13 protein-coding genes are annotated in these 18,201 nt (G+C 44.9%); 8 read left to right on the top strand and 5 right to left on the bottom strand.

What is annotated here, in order from left to right:
• Nucleotides 1-50 precede the first annotated feature (50 nt).
• Nucleotides 51-2,072, top strand: coding sequence for an ATP-binding cassette domain-containing protein (locus AADH33_RS12740; protein ID WP_348549124.1), 2,022 nt, complete (start codon nucleotides 51-53; stop codon nucleotides 2,070-2,072).
• Nucleotides 2,073-2,274: 202 nt separating this feature from the next.
• Here the strand turns inward: AADH33_RS12740 and AADH33_RS12735 are convergent, their stop codons facing one another.
• Nucleotides 2,275-2,637 (bottom strand): septal ring lytic transglycosylase RlpA family protein, encoded by a 363-nt coding sequence (locus tag AADH33_RS12735; RefSeq protein WP_100748633.1) that lies wholly within the window; start codon nucleotides 2,635-2,637, stop codon nucleotides 2,275-2,277.
• A 593-nt stretch (nucleotides 2,638-3,230) separates the two neighbouring features.
• Between AADH33_RS12735 and AADH33_RS12730 the strand changes: the two genes are divergently transcribed.
• The 4 genes from AADH33_RS12730 (at nucleotide 3,231) to AADH33_RS12715 (ending at nucleotide 7,491) form a co-directional block, all read left to right on the top strand.
• Nucleotides 3,231-3,722 (top strand): DUF3015 family protein, encoded by a 492-nt coding sequence (locus AADH33_RS12730; protein ID WP_075101339.1) that lies wholly within the window; start codon nucleotides 3,231-3,233, stop codon nucleotides 3,720-3,722.
• Between the two features lie 129 nt (nucleotides 3,723-3,851).
• Entirely contained in the window at nucleotides 3,852-5,900 is a 2,049-nt protein-coding gene (locus AADH33_RS12725; protein ID WP_348549123.1) for a lipoprotein N-acyltransferase Lnb domain-containing protein, read from the top strand.
• A 113-nt stretch (nucleotides 5,901-6,013) separates the two neighbouring features.
• A complete protein-coding gene (locus AADH33_RS12720) occupies nucleotides 6,014-7,051 on the top strand; it encodes a DnaJ C-terminal domain-containing protein (RefSeq protein WP_348549122.1) in 1,038 nt (345 codons plus the stop codon).
• A 116-nt stretch (nucleotides 7,052-7,167) separates the two neighbouring features.
• Nucleotides 7,168-7,491 (top strand): chaperone modulator CbpM, encoded by a 324-nt coding sequence (locus tag AADH33_RS12715; protein ID WP_075101342.1) that lies wholly within the window; start codon nucleotides 7,168-7,170, stop codon nucleotides 7,489-7,491.
• A 101-nt stretch (nucleotides 7,492-7,592) separates the two neighbouring features.
• Here the strand turns inward: AADH33_RS12715 and sstT are convergent, their stop codons facing one another.
• From sstT to AADH33_RS12700, 3 genes are all read right to left on the bottom strand, one after another.
• Complete coding sequence (gene sstT / locus AADH33_RS12710; protein ID WP_075101343.1) at nucleotides 7,593-8,795, bottom strand: serine/threonine transporter SstT; 1,203 nt, start codon at nucleotides 8,793-8,795, stop codon at nucleotides 7,593-7,595.
• 353 nt (nucleotides 8,796-9,148) lie between these two features.
• On the bottom strand, nucleotides 9,149-9,658 hold the full coding sequence (locus AADH33_RS12705; protein ID WP_348549121.1) for a DNA polymerase III subunit chi: 510 nt from the start codon (nucleotides 9,656-9,658) through the stop codon (nucleotides 9,149-9,151).
• 21 nt (nucleotides 9,659-9,679) lie between these two features.
• Nucleotides 9,680-11,335, bottom strand: coding sequence for a leucyl aminopeptidase (locus tag AADH33_RS12700; RefSeq protein ID WP_348549120.1), 1,656 nt, complete (start codon nucleotides 11,333-11,335; stop codon nucleotides 9,680-9,682).
• Nucleotides 11,336-12,168: 833 nt separating this feature from the next.
• Here AADH33_RS12700 and lptF point away from each other — a divergent pair.
• Both lptF and lptG read left to right on the top strand, forming a co-directional pair.
• The gene (gene lptF, locus AADH33_RS12695; protein ID WP_348549119.1) at nucleotides 12,169-13,509 is read left to right on the top strand and encodes an LPS export ABC transporter permease LptF; all 1,341 of its coding nucleotides are present in this window, start codon (nucleotides 12,169-12,171) and stop codon (nucleotides 13,507-13,509) included.
• Entirely contained in the window at nucleotides 13,509-14,717 is a 1,209-nt protein-coding gene (gene lptG / locus AADH33_RS12690; protein WP_348549118.1) for an LPS export ABC transporter permease LptG, read from the top strand. The genes lptF and lptG overlap by 1 nt, the downstream gene beginning before the upstream one ends.
• A 124-nt stretch (nucleotides 14,718-14,841) precedes the next feature.
• Here lptG and AADH33_RS12685 read toward each other — a convergent pair whose 3' ends face one another.
• Nucleotides 14,842-15,462, bottom strand: coding sequence for a class I SAM-dependent methyltransferase (locus AADH33_RS12685; protein WP_075101349.1), 621 nt, complete (start codon nucleotides 15,460-15,462; stop codon nucleotides 14,842-14,844).
• A gap of 472 nt (nucleotides 15,463-15,934) precedes the next feature.
• Between AADH33_RS12685 and AADH33_RS12680 the strand changes: the two genes are divergently transcribed.
• Entirely contained in the window at nucleotides 15,935-18,193 is a 2,259-nt protein-coding gene (locus AADH33_RS12680; RefSeq protein ID WP_348549117.1) for an nSTAND3 domain-containing NTPase, read from the top strand.
• Nucleotides 18,194-18,201: the final 8 nt, after the last annotated feature.

Here is an 18,201-nt window from a genome sequence, read left to right as displayed (position 1 = left end):
TGTTTTTTATTGCCTTGAGTTTTATATTATTGTTGAGATGAAGAGATTATATGATCGAATTTAAAGACGTAAGCGTACGCCGTGATGGTCGAGAGTTGTTTGCAGGGGCAAGCTTTCAGCTCCATCCAGGTCATAAAGTCGGCCTAACGGGCAATAATGGCACCGGCAAATCTACTTTGTTTGCGCTACTGCTTACGCAGATGGGTATGGGGGACACCGAGGTCACGCTGGACAAAGGCGAGGTGAGTATCCCTGATAGCTGGCAAGTGGCGCACATGGCGCAGGAGGTCGGAGCCAGTGATCAGACGGCGATTGATTACGTGTTGAGCGGTGATGAGCAGTGGTACAAGATTAATGCCGCACTCAGTGATTTAAGCGCTGTCAGTGATGAGCAAATTGGGGTATTACATCAGCAGTTCGATGAAATCGATGGCTACCGTACGCCGACCAAAGCGGCACAAATCATGGCAGGCCTTGGGTTTAACACCAGTCAGCATGAGCTGCCTGTCTCAGGGTTTTCGGGTGGCTGGCGCATGCGCTTAAACCTCGCCAAAACCTTGATGAGCCGCGCCGATTTGATGCTGCTCGATGAGCCGACCAACCATTTAGACTTAGACGCCATTCTATGGCTTGAGACTTGGATCAATGCTTATACCGGACTGGTCATCGTCATCTCGCATGACCAAGCGTTTTTGGATGCCACCGTCGGTCATATCTTGCACGTCGAACAACAAAAAATCACCCTTTATACCGGTAACTATCAGCAGTTTATCCGTACCCGTCACGAGCGTATGGCGCAGCAGCAGCAAGCGTTTGAAAAACAGCAAGCGACCCGCGCCCACTTGGATGACTTTATTCGCCGTTTCCGTGCCAAAGCCAGTAAAGCCAAACAGGCACAAAGCCGTATCAAGCAGCTTGAGCGTATGGCAGAGCTGTCGCCGATGATGGCGGACAACCCGTTCTCTTTTCGCTTTTATGAGCCAGCCCATATGAGCTCGCCGCTGATTGAGATGACGCACGCCGATATTGGCTATAGCGATACGCCTTTGCTTCGTAACGCCAATGTGCAGGTCACGCCTGATACGCGTCTTGGGCTACTGGGTATGAATGGCGCCGGTAAGTCGACGCTGATTAAAGCCTTGGTCGGCGAGCTGAAAATTTTGTCAGGTACTTACCGCGTGTCCGACACACTCAAGCTTGGTTACTTTAACCAGCATCAAATGGATGCACTGGATGCGGCGGCCACCCCGCTACAGATGATGCGCCGCCTAGCTGGTAAGACATCAGACGCCGAGTTGCGCTCGTTCCTCGGTAGCTTTGATTTTCGTGGTGATCGTATCGATACGCCAAGTGAGCTGTTCTCTGGTGGCGAGCGCGCTCGTCTGACGCTGGCTTTGATTGTCTGGCAGCGTCCAAACGTGCTGGTCCTCGATGAGCCGACCAACCATTTGGACTTACAAATGCGTCAGGCGCTGACCCTAGCTTTACAAGGCTTTAAGGGAGCGGTAGTGCTGGTCTCGCATGATCGTGAGCTGATTGCCAATGTCTGTGATGAGCTATATCTGGTGCATGACGGGCAAATCGATGCGTTCGATGGTGATATCAGCGACTACGGAAAATGGCTGAGCGAGAAGCGCAAACAAGAAAATAGCTCAGATAAAGTAGCAGGCAAGAAAAAAAGCAAAAAAGAGAGTAAAAAGTTTGTTTCACGTGAAACGCGCGATAGCCTAGCAAATACAGCAGCGCCTACGAAAGCTGTCAAAGACAACCCTACGTCGCCTGCTTTGAGCAAAGAAGAGCAGCGTAAAATGGCCGCCGAACAGCGTAAACTGACTGCACCGGTTCGCCGCGAGATTGAAGATACCGAAAAAGTATTGGCTAAGACTGAAACGGCGCTGACAGCCATAGAAGAAAAGCTTGCCGATACTAGTCTGTATGAAGAAAGCCGCAAAGCGGACTTGCTAAAACTGCTGGATGAGCAAAGCACCCTACAGCAGCAGCAAAGCGCTAATGAAGAAAAATTACTGCTGGCCATGACAACGCTGGAAGAAATGGAAGCGGGTTTTGAATAGCGCCGTACCTATAGTCAGCTGAATGTAAAACTGTTATGGATTGAAACGCGCTACTGGTATAAATTTTACTTGCGTGCTGCGTTCCCAGAGGCTGCGCAAAATTCATCCCAGTGGCGCTATTACATTTTTAGAGTGTATCGACTATAGATAAAGCGCCACACATAAAAAAAGGGAGAGCATAGGCTCTCCCTTTTGTTTCACGTTATTCTTTACGGTATTTACCATCACCATAAGACAGTATCTCCATGGTGGTGGTGCACAATTGGCAGTTGATTTGACCAGCAGCGGCTTTCGACAAATCTAAAATACGGCCTCGTATAAAAGGCCCTCTATCCGTGATTTTGACGATCACGCTTTGCTTTGTCTTTTGATTGGTCACTTGTACCTTAGTACCGAAGGGCAGCGTACGATGCGCAGCGGTCAAGGCATTCATATTAAAAATACTGCCACTGGCAGTACGCTTTCCGTGAAACTTGCTACCATAATAACTGGTGTTACCTGCAAAAACGCTGGTGCTTAGTAGCAGTGACAAGGTGATAACCAAAGACTTGATTAAATACGACATTCAATACCTTTATACAGTTTAAAAAATAGACAGATAACCTTGCCTATATCATCGATACTCCCTGTGAGTATCAAATTTATATTCATTTTATAGCACATAAATTGTCGTATCCTTACGGCTCTGTTAAAAAACGCCCCAGTTCAAATAAGGGTAGGATACGAGAAAATCATTTTGATGGTTCAGGCAGTTTTGTACATTCAGTTTTCTAAACGTTGATTTATATGGCATCACACTGTGGAAAATTATCATGAAGTTAAGTGAATAAATATGTTTGCTCATAAATAGAACAGCGTTATCGCATCAAAAATGAATAATGGTAATGATTGAATTTATATAGAATTTGGGTCTTTATCTTTAGGGAGTTCGTAGGAAACCCTTGAGCTACAAGGGTTGGTACCATATATTTAATAGCTGAAATATCAATAAAAGCAACCTAAAATAACTTTTAATTTAATGTAAAAAATCTTGCTATATTCTTACAATTTTGTAAAATACGTAAGATTGAACATTATTTCATAATATTAAATAGTCACTAACAATATTTTGAGTAAAGGTTTGATAATTCGTTTTTTATCACTCTTTAAGGAAGTTGTATGTTGAAAAAAATTGCAATTGCTTCAGTTGTTGCTGCCATGATTCCATTTAGCGCAGCTAATGCCGATCTTGGTTCTAAATTTAAAACGGCAGAAACTGGTCGCACTATCGAGCAGATTTATAAGCAGTGTGGTATTGGTGGTGCTTTGTTTGGTAATTCTAGCCCTATCTTAGCTATTATCTCTAACGTGACTTGGGATTTAGGTACTACGGCTGCTACTTCTGACTCTATGTCTCCTGAAACTTGCCAAGGTGGTAACGTTAGAGCTGCGGTTTTGATTAAAGAAGCTTTCCCAAGTGTTGAAAAAGATCTAGCTTCAGGCCAAGGTGCTCATTTATCAGCATTACAAAGCGTTGCTAACTGTGACTCAGCCGCTAGCGTACGTGCACAGTATGGTCAATACGCGCAGACTTCTGCATATCGTACTGCTACCCAAGATCAAAATGCAGAAGCGCTATTCAGCATCGTTAAAACAAGCTGTGCTATCTAAAGCTTGTCAGTTTTAAAGTATTAAGTCATCGGTTTAATGATTAAGCTTTTGACTGTTTAATGATAAAAACACGTAAACCTAGTGCTTACGTGTTTTTTATTGCTTATGTGTTTATGGTGCTAATAAAAAATGCAAAAAATATTTTTGTACGTAGCTTGTTTTGCTGTACCTACTGTCTATGCCGCTGAACCCTACGTGATGAATTCGGTAATGGATTCAATAATGGTTGAAGAACAAGATAGTAGTGTTTTTACTCACGATGGAAATGCTGATAATAATGAGACTTCTGAACCACGCATGCTTGCTAACGGACTGGATATTTCATTAGCGAAAGAGCAAGGCATGCAACTGCCTAGTGAAACTATCATTGAAAAAAAACGACAACCCAGTAAAAACACAGCTACCACTTCTGCCAAGCTAAAAGCATTATCTAAGCACTCTCAATGGCAACATTTACTATTTTACAAAAATGGCAAAGCTGAAGTTATTTCACCAGATTTTTATTTAACCGATCCAAAATCACGCTCAAAACGCAATCTTGATCCTTATGCAGAGCTCATGGCAACGATAGAGCAGGCAAGTAATGAGAGCGTTTTTTGCAAGTATCCAGCCAGATATTTATGGCTGAATCACCATTTACCCGAACTAAATATTAATCTAAAAGATTGCCCGCAGCTGCCAGATCCCAATCAAGAGATAAGCCTAATCTTAGTCAGTAATTACTTAAAAAATCCTGCGTCTTCATTCGGCCACGTGTTGGTCAAGACCAGTATGACTGCAGAGGCTGAAGACAGTATGAGTAAAGAGGTCAAAGCGCTCTCAAGTGAGGATTTGCTTAATAACTCATATAACTTTGGCGCGCGTATTCCAGCCAATGAGAACGGAGCAATGTATGCTATTAAGGGGCTCTTTGGACTTTACGATGCGGGTTTTTCGGAGACGGAATTTTTTAAACAAGATGCCGTGTACTCCAAAAACGAGCAACGAGATATGTGGGAGTATGTGCTAAATCTTGAAGCATTTGAAACGCAATTACTTAACTACCATTTGTACGAAGCAAAATCCGCTCGATTTAATTATTACTTCATCAAACAAAACTGTGGCTATCGTTCAGGAGAGATATTAGAGCTGATAAGCGATGTAAAAACGACTGAGCGCATAGGCCCTTGGTACGCGCCAGATTATATATTTGATCAGTTGTTAGAGCATGATAGTGGCACAGAGTCGTTAGTAGCCTCGGTACGTTACCTACCTTCTGAGCAAACGCAGTTGCGAGAGAAGTTTGTACAGCTATCTAAGCCACTACAAAATGTTATCAATGAAGTTATTCGTACAGAAAATACCGCACCGCTTACCACGCTGAATGCTGATGACAAAGCACTTGCGCTTGATTTTCTAATCTTACATCGCACTTATAAAATATCGCAAGACAATACTCCAGAGCAGCTAGCGTTTAAAAATGAATTATTGAGTCAACGTTTTGCGCTACCAGCCAGTGATGGTTTAGCTAATCTGGCTGTACCTAATAAAGCGTCACCCGCACTCAGTAACAAAACCACGCAGACCAAAGTAATTTTGTCTGATGAGCGTGTGCAGGTGGGACTATCACTATTTGTGAAAGATCCTCTCAACGCTTACACTGATATTGATAAACAGTTTGAAGCAGTACAAGCCTCTCTAGGTTATGATTTTGATGATAATAAATGGACGCTGACAGACTTTGTCTTTTTGGACATGCAGCAGATTGAAAATTTGAGACAACCGTTATCAGGCGCACCCAAATTGTCTTGGCAACTAAAAACAGGCGCGCGCACAGACTTGTTTACTGGTAATAATCACAGTCCTTACGCGCAAGCTGGTATGGGAGCCGGCGCAAAATTTGGCAAGCATATGCTTGGCTATGGGATGGTAAATGCGACAGTCCACGATCAAGATCGGCATGCAGATATAGGGGTTGAGTTTGGTTTGCGCGCTAAACGTGATACTCAAAGTGCTGAGTTGTCTTATAGTGCCTCTAAACGAGAGGGACGTGCCTCCATTGCCCTCACCAAATTGACATTACGGCAACAGTTATCAAAGAACAATGATGCCAGAATCATAGTCACGCACGCTAATTATGATGCTTTAAGCGGTTTAGGTCATACAAATGCTAGCATCGCTTGGCATCACTACTGGTAATACCTTAAAAATCAAAGTTGTATTTACAGGCAAAGCAATGAAATATTGCCGCATCACCCCTATATTATGTATTAAGTAAATCGTTAATAATAAATGCGATAAGGAAAAATAATATGGCAGAAAAAAACTACTACGACGTTTTGGGGGTCAAAAAAGACGCCTCAGACGCTGATATCAAAAAAAAATATCGTAAGCTGGTTCGTCAGTATCACCCCGATGTGAGCGACGACCCAAACGCGGATAACAAAATCGCTGAAATCAACAACGCTTATGAGACGCTTAGAGAGAAAGACAAGCGTGCGCAATATGATGCCATGCTCGACAACCCATTTGCCGGTCAAGGCGGCGCTGGAGGCTTTGGCGGGTTTGGTGGTCAGTCGGCGGGCGGACAGGGTGGTTTTCGCTGGGAAGATATCAAAGATCAGTTTGGTGATGGACAAGCCTTTGGCGATGGCGGCTTTCGCTTTGATGATATATTTTCGGCATTTGGTCGCGGCGCGCGTGGCTCAGCTGGTGGACAGGCAGGAGGCCGCACGCAAGGTAGCGGCTTCGAGCAGTTTGGGGGTGGCTTTGGCGCGCAGGATAATAAAGGCCAAGATCAGCATGCCGAGATTGCGGTGGACTTGGCCTCAGTCTATAGCGGTGACGACTATAGTATCAAACTAAACGTGCCGGTACGCCAGCCCAATGGCAGCGTGGATTATGAAAATAAAACCCTTAAGATTAAAATCCCAAAAGGCATCACTGATGGCAAGCAAATCCGCCTAGCAGGTCAAGGCTCAGCTGGCATGGGTGGCGGCAAAAACGGTGATTTGTTTTTAAAGGTGAAAATCCGCCACGACGCCAATATCCGTATCGAGGGCGCTGATGTCTATCAGACGGTGAATATCGCGCCATGGGAAGCGGCATTGGGTGACAAAATCAATGTCAGTACGCCCGCTGGTACCCTTGGCGTGACCATTCCCAAAAACAGTAAATCTGGCAGCAATTTACGTCTAAAAGGTAAGGGTATCCCTGCCAAACAAGCGGGCGACTTATACTTAACCCTCAATATCATCAACCCTGATATCACTGATAGCAATAGCGAGGCTGTGACAAAAGCCTATGAGCAGCTAAAGCAAGCCTTTGCTGATACCAGTATCAATCGCTGATAGCTGCCGCGCTGCTATCGACAGAGGTCAGCGAGAAGCGATAACGGGGAGAGATGAAAACGATCACGATGACATAAAGCACAAATAAGGATAGCAACCAAAAGAGGATAATAATAATGAAACACTCGCCTGAATTTACCGATATTATCATGAGCTTGGATGAGCTGGTATCTGCCTGTGGTCAAGAGCGTCAATGGGTCATCGAGTTGATGGAAGAAAACATCATCGAATACGACGTGCCAGAGCGTGAGCAGTTTACTGGCTATCAGCTCACCACGGTGCGCCGTGCCTCTCGTCTGAGTCGTGACTTTGATGCCAGTGTGCCAGCGATCGGCCTGATACTGGAGCTATTAGAAGAAGTCGAGCAGCTGCGTCAGCTCAAACGCCAGCTAGAAGGACAGACGCCAATCATTGAAGTGGATACCGAGCATCTAAAGTAACCAAACCAGTGATAAAGCCCAGCTCATAAAAAAGGCCTCATTGCGATCATTGAGGCCTTTTGTTTTACAGTGTGTGATGTACAGATACGGATTGCGCCGGATTAACGCGCGTATTTAGGGTCGGCTGCCGCAGTAAACAAGACGTCAGTTGACGAGTTGAGCGCGGTCTCGGCCGAGTCTTGAATCACGCCGATGATAAAGCCGATGGCAACCACTTGCATGGCAATGTCATTGGGGATACTAAAGAGGCTTGCGGCCAGAGGAATCAGCAATAACGACCCACCAGCGACCCCAGAGGCACCGCAAGCACTAATGGTCGCGACCAAACTCAATAAGAGCGCAGAGGCAAAGCTCACCTCGATACCGAGCGTATGCGCTGCCGCCAGCGTCAAGACGTTGATGGTAATCGCCGCCCCTGCCATATTGATAGTTGCACCAAGTGGAATGGTGACAGAGTAAGTGTCTTCGTGTAGGCCCAGTTTGCGTGCAAGGTTCATGTTTACAGGGATGTTGGCCGCCGAACTACGCGTAAAGAATGCTGTAATCCCTGACTCACGCAGGCAAGTAAATACCAGAGGGTAAGGGTTTTTGCCGGTTTTGAGTAAGACGATAATAGGGTTGGCAACGAGGGCAATAAATACCATACAGCCGACCAATACCATCAAGATACGAGCATAACCTGCCAATGATGCAAAGCCTGTCTCAGCGACTGTATTGGCAACCAAACCTAAGATACCAAATGGCGCGAGAGCGATGACCCATTTCACCACTTGTGAGATGGCATTGGCAAAGTCGCCGACGACCGTACGCGCGGTATCGCTGGCTTGACGCAGTGCAAAACCGATGATAATCGCCCAAGCCAAGATACCGATATAGTTGGCCTCAGCGATGGCATTGACAGGGTTTGCCACCAAATTCATCAGCAAATTGGTCAATACTTCTTTGAGGTTAGCCGGTGGTACTTGCTCGACAGTTGCGTTGACGAGTACCAGCTCCGTTGGGAATAAAAAGCTGGCGCCGACAGCAGTCAATGCTGCCAAAAATGTGCCAAACATATACATGATGAGCACCGGTTTGACATATACTTCGTTGCCACTACGATGCTGACTAATGGCCGCCATCACCAGCACAAAGACCAATATCGGCGCGACTGCTTTTAGCGCACCGACAAATAGCGTCCCCAACAATCCTAAGGCGATACCAACGCTTGGTGCCAGCCAGCCTATTAGCACCCCTAATATTAAACCGATAATAATGAGCGGCACCAGCCCTATACGCTGGTACATCGCAATCAATGAACGCATTTGTACACCCTCGAGTTAGTCAGTCAGAAGTAAATTAATGATAAATGTAGAAAAACAATCGGAGGATAGTAGCATTTTTTCGGATACTCGCCTACCAGTCAGACTGGACGCGGCAAATCAGACGGCAACAAACCACGCTGTAAAAACCACAAAAACGGTAAGTAGAATAAAGGAAAGGCAGGCAAGCGCGCGGGGAAAACTGAGCGAGGTGACTGATAAAATAAAGCTGATGGAATAAAGCTAAGATAGCAAAACTAATGGGAAAAAGTTAAGACATAAACCAGCAGACAGCTCGCAAGTAAAACGTATAGCAGTAGCGTTATGTCGTCTTTAGAACAAATCGACTGTATAAGCTACACCGTATAGTGCGTCAGCTCATAGCCGAGCTGTTTATAATGCTTATATTTATGACGGCCTTCTTGCATACTTTTGGCATCAGGTTTTATCAGCTCAAGTATTCGAGTGGGTTTGGCAGGACTGGTCGCGGCTATAAACTCGCTGACAGGCTGCAATGTGGTATTGAGAACGATACCTGAGAAGTCCGCTGGCATATAACGGCCGAGCATGACGGGTGCTGATACTGCCTCCTCGATATCGGAGGTATCAGGCTTTGCGGCATCAGGCTCCATCGTATCAGGTTCTATGGAGTGAGGATCGCGGCCCAAAAGGCGCTGGTGCGGGATAAAGCTGGTCGCGTCGTGCGTCCATAGCGCTTCATCAAGCGAGCTGAGTAATGTCTCATCTTGAGACAAAATCAGTAGCGATTGGCTGCTTTTATTGAGCGCCGTTTGGGTCAGCTGACAAATAAAGCCCAAGATTTCTTGGGCTTTACGCTCGCTTAATACATAAAAACTTACGTTCATAAATTGGTCGTCATCACTGTATTAAGCGTTGTTTGCGCTGCTTTTTAAGTACTGCATAAATAAAGGCACAGGGCGACCGGTTGCCGCTTTATCTTTGCCTGAGTTCCATGCGGTGCCTGCGATGTCTAGGTGCGCCCATGGCTGACCTTCTTCGACGAAGCGTGATAAGAAGCAAGCTGCGGTCACAGCGCCTGCGCCTTTACCACCGATGTTTTGCATATCGGCGATGGGTGAATCAAGCTGCGCCTGATAGTCGTCATCTAATGGCATGTGCCAGATGAGGTCACCTGATGAGTAGCTGGCGTTTTCTAATTCAAACAACACATCTTCATCATTACTAAAGACCGCTGAGCGCACATGCCCTAAGGCCACCACGCAAGCGCCCGTCAATGTCGCCACATCGATGATGGCTTTTGGCTGATAGCGCTGGACGTAGCATAAGGTATCGGCCAACACCAAACGACCTTCCGCATCGGTGTTTAAGATTTCAACCGATTTGCCGTTCATGGCTTTGACGATATCACCAGGACGCGTCGCCTCACCTGATGGCATGTTTTCTGCACAAGCGAGTGCCCCTACGACATTAATTGGTAGACGCGCCTCGCACAGCGCTTTGATGGTACCCAATACAGACGCTGAGCCGCCCATATCGAACTTCATCTCATCCATGGCCGCACCTGGCTTGATAGAGATACCGCCTGAGTCAAAGGTCACGCCTTTACCGACCAACACGATAGGCGCATCGTCATGACTGCTATCAGTGTTTTTGTCTGATTTTTTGCTAGGCAGTTTGGTGGGGAGCTTATCAGCCAACGCTTTTAGACCACCGGTGACTTTTGCACTGCTATTGCCGGCTGTATAAGTATCAGTCGCGCCTGCTTTGGCACTAAAGTTAGACTTGCCGCGATACTCGAGTAGTACCAATTTGCCTTCTTTGCTAGAACCTCTAGCCACCGATAAAAAGCAGTTCATGCCCAGCGCCGACATTTCCTCTTCGCCCAGCACCGTCACTTTTAGGAGGTCAGGATAGGTCTTTGCCAGCGCTTGGGCTTGTTCTGCCATATACGCTGGGAAGCAGATATTGCCTGGCTCATTGGCGACGTCACGAGTCAAGCTTTGACCGGCGAACACCGCTTGCGCGAAGTCTAGCGCTGGCTGCAATGCTGCATCGGCCAAAAAATACACATCCGTGAGTACCGGTGTGGTTTGCTCAGATTTGTATTTATCAAAACGATAGCTGGCCGCTAGTAGATTTAGCGCAAATTGGCCAAAGTGGTTTTCTTCTAGATCATCGCCGAGCGCGACAGTGATAGAGGCGACGCGTTTTTGCGTATTGCTATAGATGGTTTTGGCGATTTTTTGTAGGGTAGTGTGGTTGAGCTTGTCGATATTACCAACACCGACCAACAATAACTGAACTGGGTTTTGTTTGGTGGTTTTTTTGTCACCGGCCAATGCCAAGTCAGCAACGGTTTCGCAGGCTTTACCACTAAAGTGTGACACTTCCATCAATTGCTCAATACGAGCGCTATAGTCAGCTAGCGCAGACTCAGCGAAGAGGTTTTTTTTGTCATCCACCAACACCACCAAACAAGCCGCGTCTTTGCTCTTCGCTTCTTTTTTGAGGATTTTTTGGGTATGGGTTTTGGGGAGCTGCTGAGTTAATTTGATATTCATATAGTTATCCTTATTTGAATGGTCAATAGATGCTGCCTTTTAATCAGATTATTAAACAATCAGATTATTAAACAATCAGGTTGTTAAACAATCAGATTATTAAACAACCAAATTATTTAACAACTGGGTTGCTAAATGGCTAAGCTGTTCAATCAGTTAAATCAATAATCACCGAGCCAAGCGGCTGTTTATCACCAGCTTAATTTTTCGTAAGCTTAATGTCGCACAGACTCAGTGCAATAGCCGCATGACAAGTGACTGCCAGACGATGCCTGAGATTATGTGTATGGTTCGAGGTGATAAGGTGATAAAAACATAGAGTCATCTTGCCCAGCCGATATCTGACCGCTATGCTCAAACCAACGATAAAATCCAAGATTAAGCCATTGGTTCAGTCAAAGCTTCAGTCAAAGTATTGGAAGGTTGGGCGCTTGTTGTAGTGTAGCATATCAGGTAATCAGCGTGCTGTCGGCATCGGTTAAGTAATGTTTTCGTATATATTTGCTGCGAGATCTTAAGAGCGAATGCTGCATAAACCACCGCCTTAATCTTAGCAAGGGTTAGGTAATGTTTTAGCACATTTTTCACAGCCATTTTTTGCCAAAACATGCTAGCATTAACGGTTATATTCATGGCTTGTATTTGTGTAGTATCGCTAACGATACTACTGTTAAGTGTTATTATCCGTTAACTATCGGCGAGCGGTACAAACCTGCCGCCCAAAAAAAGCCATTATAATAGCCAAATAAGTGCCACGCCTGAGCCAGCGCTCTATCATACAGCACGCGCATACCAACTGTTTAAGAGTCTCTATTGTGATATTACGCCGCTACATGACCCAACAAGTTGCCTCGACCACCGCTTTGGTGTTGGGGTTTTTAGTGGTGATGATGCTCGGTGGGCGCTTGATTCGTTACTTTGGGATAGCTGCTGAAGGTCGCTTAGACATCAGTTTGTTATTTACCATTATCGGCTACAATCTGCCGTACTTTTTAGAGCTTATCTTGCCATTGGCGTTTTTTATTGCGCTGATGCTGGTATTTGGCCGTCTATATGTCGATCAAGAAATGGCAGTTATCAATGCCAGCGGTGTGTCGCGTGGTAAGTTGGCACGCTTGATGACGCCATTTATCCTCGCGCTGTTTGTCGGCGAGGCGGCGTTGTCTATCGTTGGTAAGCCGTGGGGGGTGCGCTCATCTGAGGCGGTGTGGCAACAGCAAGCCTTGACCAGCGCCTTTGATTTGATTCGCCCAAAAGAGTTTATCAGTAGTGGTAATTATCATCTGTATGTCGGCAGTCTGAGCGAGGACAAAAAGCAGCTGCAAGATGTGATATTGATTCAATCAGAAAAATCAGAAAAATCAGAAAAATCAGAAAAGGGCAGTCAGCCCAAAAACGCGGCGGCAAATACAGCAAAAAATGAGCGTGATCAAAGCGCCGCGGTCTCTGTCGATAATCGCATCGATCCCAAAACCGCTGAGCAGTTAGATATTCCAGAGCTGCCAGAGACACTCGTCAATCATGATATCAGCAAAGACACCATCACCTTAGCCAAACGTGCCGAGCAGGTCGATACAGGGAGCCGCGGCGTGACGCAATTGGATTTGTTTCAAGGCCGACGATACGAAGTCGGCGCAGGGAGTCTAAAGTACAATCAAGTAGGCTTTGATCGCTACCGTATCAGCTTGACTGAGTCTGCCAAAGACGTCGTCACCGAAGACAATATCGAAACCCAAGCCATCGGGCCGTTGTGGCAAGCGGCAACCGGTAGCGGCAGTGCACAAGTGAGCACGGTCGAGGCCAAGCGCGCTGCGCAAGGTGAGCTCGGTTATCGTTTTGCGTTGCCTTGGCTGATGATTATCGCGCCGATGCTGGCGGTACCGCTGGCACAAGTGCGTCCCCGTCAAGGTCGCTGGCTGCGTTTGTTTCCGGCGATTTTATTGTTTGTCAGCTGCGCGCTGGGTATCATTTCGCTCAAAAACGCGGTGAGTAAAGGCAGCGTCAGCGTGTGGGCGTATGCGTGGCTAATCTTAGGATTTATGGCGTTGGCGCTGTATATGAACTGGGGCAGCCGTGTGCAGCATCGCCTGCGCTTTCGCCAACCTCAGCCGCCGCAAACAGTGGCCGACAGTCGCGCCAATCCAAATGACAACACGTCAGGAGGGCAATCATAATGCGCTCCTTATTTGCCAAAGCCCCAAGCGCTGAGCCGCTGGCCCAAAAACCCGGTCAACTAGAAGTGCTCGGCCGCTATGTCAGACGCAATGCGCTGCTTGCTATCATCGGGGCCGTTGTCGGTCTATGGGCCTTGCAGCTTATTTTTTCTTACTTATCCGAGCTTGATTCGCTCGATGATAGCTATACGATGAGTGAGGCGATTAAGTATATCTTTTATCGCTCGCCTTACTTTTTAGAGCAATTTATTCCGACAGGGGCGCTACTTGGGGCGGTCGTAGGTTTGGGGCTGCTGGCCAACAAAAGCGAGCTGGTCGTCATGCGCGCCGCTGGCGTCAGTATCTATCGCATCGTCGGTTGGGTGCTACAACCCGCTTTGGTTTTTGTGCTGCTTGCCTTAGCGATCAATCAGTTTGTCTTGCCACACTCCAATCAGTTGGCAAAAGATATCAATGATGAGGGCAGCCGCTCGCTTGTGACCTCGGTACGTGGCTATTGGACGGTGCAACCACGCTTTGAAAATGCACAAGATGGTAGTGCAAAGCCTGCTGGCAGCGATATTTTATATATCGATTATGCCGACGTACAAGGCAACATCGGCGAGGTGAAGCGCTGGCATTTGGACAATGATGGCAATTTGCAAACCGCTATTCATGCCAAAGATGGGCAATATGTCGGCCGGCAAGCTCTAGATAGTAGCAGCGGCACACCGAGCGGACAGTATCGTTACGAGTGGCAGCTCAATGACATGACCACGCTCAGTATCAACCAAGGCTTCGAGAGCAGTCAAGCTGTATTCGCCTCCGATACGCTCAGTTTGCCATTTGCCCCAGAGTCGGTTTATCTACTGACGCGTAAGGCAGAGGATTTGTCTCTGACGCAACTATATGAGCATCGTCAGTTTATGCGAGGGCAGGGCAATCGCTCTTTAGAGCATGAGCTGGCATTTTGGCAAAAGCTGCTGTCGCCACTATCGATTTTATCGCTGGTGATCGTTGCTTGCTCGTTTGTCTTTGGCTCGCTGCGTACGCACAGCTTGGGTCTGCGTATCGTCGTCGCGCTACTGTTTGGTTTGCTATTTAGCTACGTGCAAGATTTGGTCGGCTTTGTCTCATTAGCGACAGGATTTTCGCCACTTTTGATGGTGCTATTACCGATACTTGGTAGCGCCGCCTTGGGCTTTTATCTGATAAAACGGCAGATGTAAGATAATGTGGTAGGTGATATGCCATCTTTAATGCCCTAAGCAAGAGAATAAAAAAACAAAATCCCGCCAACACATCAGCATGTTAGCGGGATTTTTGTTTGTGCAGCTTTTAAGTTATTGAAGCTTATTCTTTGGTCGCCATAGTAATGGTATAGGTTTTGCCCTGTTTGACCTTTTCGCTATTACCAAATACTTCGGTAAACGAGCGCTTCATAAACTGGCGCAAACCATTGATGGTTACCACATAAAACCGCCCACCTTGACGCATACGCGCATAGGCATCGAGGAAGTATAGATAGTGCTGCTCTTTGCCGACTTTGGCTGGCAAGTTTGACATCACAAGGCTAAAGTCTTTGTCCGCTGCCACATGATTGAAGCCGTTTGATAAATGCACATCGACATTTTTTAGACCGTTTTGCACGCAGTTACGGCGCGCATATTCTACCGCCATAAAGTCTTTATCAATGAGTGTATGCTGACCGTTCGGGCACTCACGCGCTGCCGTCATGCCGAGCACGCCATAGCCGCAGCCTAAGTCGATCGAGTCATCATCCGCCTGAAAATCCACATAATCGAGCAGCATTAGGCTACCGTCATCGAGCTTTTGCGGTGAAAAAATACCCCAAGTGGTCGAAAAGTCAAACGGCTTACCCAGTACGTCTTGGCGAAAGTGAATGTCTTCGCGCCAGTGTTCAGCATTTTTTAGCAGGTCGGCAGGGGGACGGTGGTTTGTAGAGTGGCTCATGCGATTCTCAAATAATAGATAGGTAAAAGGTTAATAAGCTATGGCAGGTATTGTAGCGAGAAAAGGGTTAGTTTGCAGCTAGGGATTGATAGAATTATATTAAATGGTGATGGGAGCTAATCGCGCCTTCTGCTTGTATCTGTACCTCCGAGCGGGGCGGTCACTATTGGCTGATGGCACTCCTGCTCAGCGATACTACCCTCAGCCTAGTGACGCAGCCCGCTCAGATGCACAGGATACCGCGACAGTCACGGCTAAACCGCACCGCAAGGTGACTATTTTATGTAAAGGAGTATGGTAGCAAGTAGGCAAGCACCAGATTTGAGAGGTGTTTATCTTATTGGTATGCTGAATGCATCCTACAACAAAATGCAAAATCTAACATTTTCTTAAATCAAATAATCCTAGTATGCTATCTTTAAATAGAAGTAATTCAAAGTCTACTATTTAAAACCCAATGGACGCTAGCTATATGAGTGATTACACCTTTGAAACTCTACATGATAAAGAGTTTGAAGTTTTGACTGTTGATTTATTATCTAAAGAGTTTAACACTCGTATAGAAAGGTTCAAATCGGGTAGGGACGGCGGAGTCGATGGTCGCTTTTTTGAGGGAAATGTTGGAAACACAGTAGTTATTTTACAATGTAAACACTGGTTAAGATCAGGCATTAAAGCCCTGATAGCAGAGTGTAAGAAAACCGAAGCTGCTAAAGTAAAGGTACTTCATCCGAGTAGATATATTTTTGTCACTTCACTGGCACTTTCCGCCAAAAACAAAGAAGATATTTATGAAGTTTTCAGCCCTTACATCAATTGTGAGTCTGATATCTTTGGTCAAGAGGATTTAAACAGTTTGTTAGATAAATACCCTGAGGTAGAGCGACAACATTACAAACTATGGCTAGCTAGTACTAATGTTTTACAGTCAATTTTATCTAACGACATACTAGGGAGAAGTAGTTTTCAATTAGAAGAGATCCAAGAGTTTCTACCTAAGTATGTACGAACTGAAAATCATAAAAAAGCGTTCGCAAAGTTAGAAGAGCTTGGCAGTATTATTATCAATGGCGAGCCTGGTATCGGCAAAACAACTTTAGCGGAACAGATGTGTTTTGAGTATGCTTCTCAAGGTTACCAGTTAGTTGTGGTTCATGAGTCCATCGTGGAAGCTGAACAACTTTATAATCCTGAACGAAAGCAAATATTCTATTTTGATGATTTCTTAGGAAGCAACTTTTTAACAGCAATAGATGCAAAGCAAGATTCGCATATTGTAAGCTTCATGAAGAGAGTCAGCAAAGATAGCCTAAAGCGATTTATTTTGACGACTCGCTCAAATATCTTAAACCAAGGCAAAAGACTGTCAGAAAAGTTTGAACAAGGTAACCTTGATAGAAATGAATATGAGGTAAAAATTCAGTCTCTTACAGAATTCGATAGAGCACAGATTCTTTATAACCATATCTACTTCAGTGATTTATCAGAGGATTTTGTTCAGCAAATATATATTGATAAACGCTACAGAAACATTATTTCACACCAAAATTTTAACCCGCGATTAATAGAGTTTATCACTGACGCCATTAAAGTTAAGAAGGAAGCTAATCCTAAGATTTATTGGGACTATATTCAAAAGTCTCTTGATAATCCGAAGGATATTTGGCGTGGCATGATACAGACACAGATAAGCGATTTAGATAGACATATAGTAATAGCTATCGTTTTAAACGGTAGTCCGGTCAGTGAAGAACAGATAGTTGCACTATTAACCAGTTTAAAAGAGTCAGGATTAGATATGACTTCTGAATATCCTACCATCAGTAGTATCATGCGTGGATTAGTAGGATCAGTACTAAATAGGAATTTAGGTCAAAATGGACAGATCACGTATAGTTTATTTAATCCTTCGATTGCTGACTTTGTTATCTCCGAATATTTTGATAGAGCTGATTATGTAGCGAAACTAGTGAGTTGCTTGAGAAGTTCTCATGCTTTATCGAATATTAAAACATTATCTGACTCTAAGGATCAGAAGTTTAATTATAAAGCAGTTCTTGAAGATTTAGTACAGTATGAGGTAATGTCGAAATTCGATATTGATCAATACACACTTAAGCTAGTAAGTATATCTCGGACTACCTCGATTAAACTTAAAAATATAACTGAAAAAATAATGAACACTTATCCTAACGACTTGTTTAATAAGTGTGGAACACATTCTTTAGAAGTTTTTCAACTTGCTCTGAATTATAATTTGCTTGCTAAGGATAATATCTATCTTTCATTAGAAATAATCAAAGCACTGCAAGATGCCGATTTTAATGAATTTAAAGAGATTTCAAAATTGATTAATCTTTTAAATTACAAACCTGATTTAGTTAAGTCATTTAAAGAAAGTTTTGTCTATTTTTTATGCGAGGAAATTACTGACTGGGCGATTGCAGGGTATGATTTTGAAGATATATATTACGAATCTGATGTAGAGAATCAATATATCTATGACTACGTAGAAAGTTTAATAAGTGAGTTAGACTGTGATTTTGACTTTGATAATGAAGAGATTGAGCAAATTTCAAGTTCGCTAGATATTGAAAGGATCATAACTTACAATATAGATAGAGAAGCAGATAATGAAAGAGGTGCTGAGACTTATATAGAAAATCGAGATCTTAATGATATTTTCAATCCCATAATTGACCCAATTGATGATTTATTTAATAAAGACTAGTAGAAAAC

Source organism: Psychrobacter sp. KFRI-CH2-11, assembly GCF_038239325.1.
GTDB lineage: Bacteria > Pseudomonadota > Gammaproteobacteria > Pseudomonadales > Moraxellaceae > Psychrobacter > Psychrobacter celer.
The sequence above is the reverse complement of the archived record's forward strand: the minus strand, read 5'-3'. Positions and strand labels throughout refer to the sequence as shown.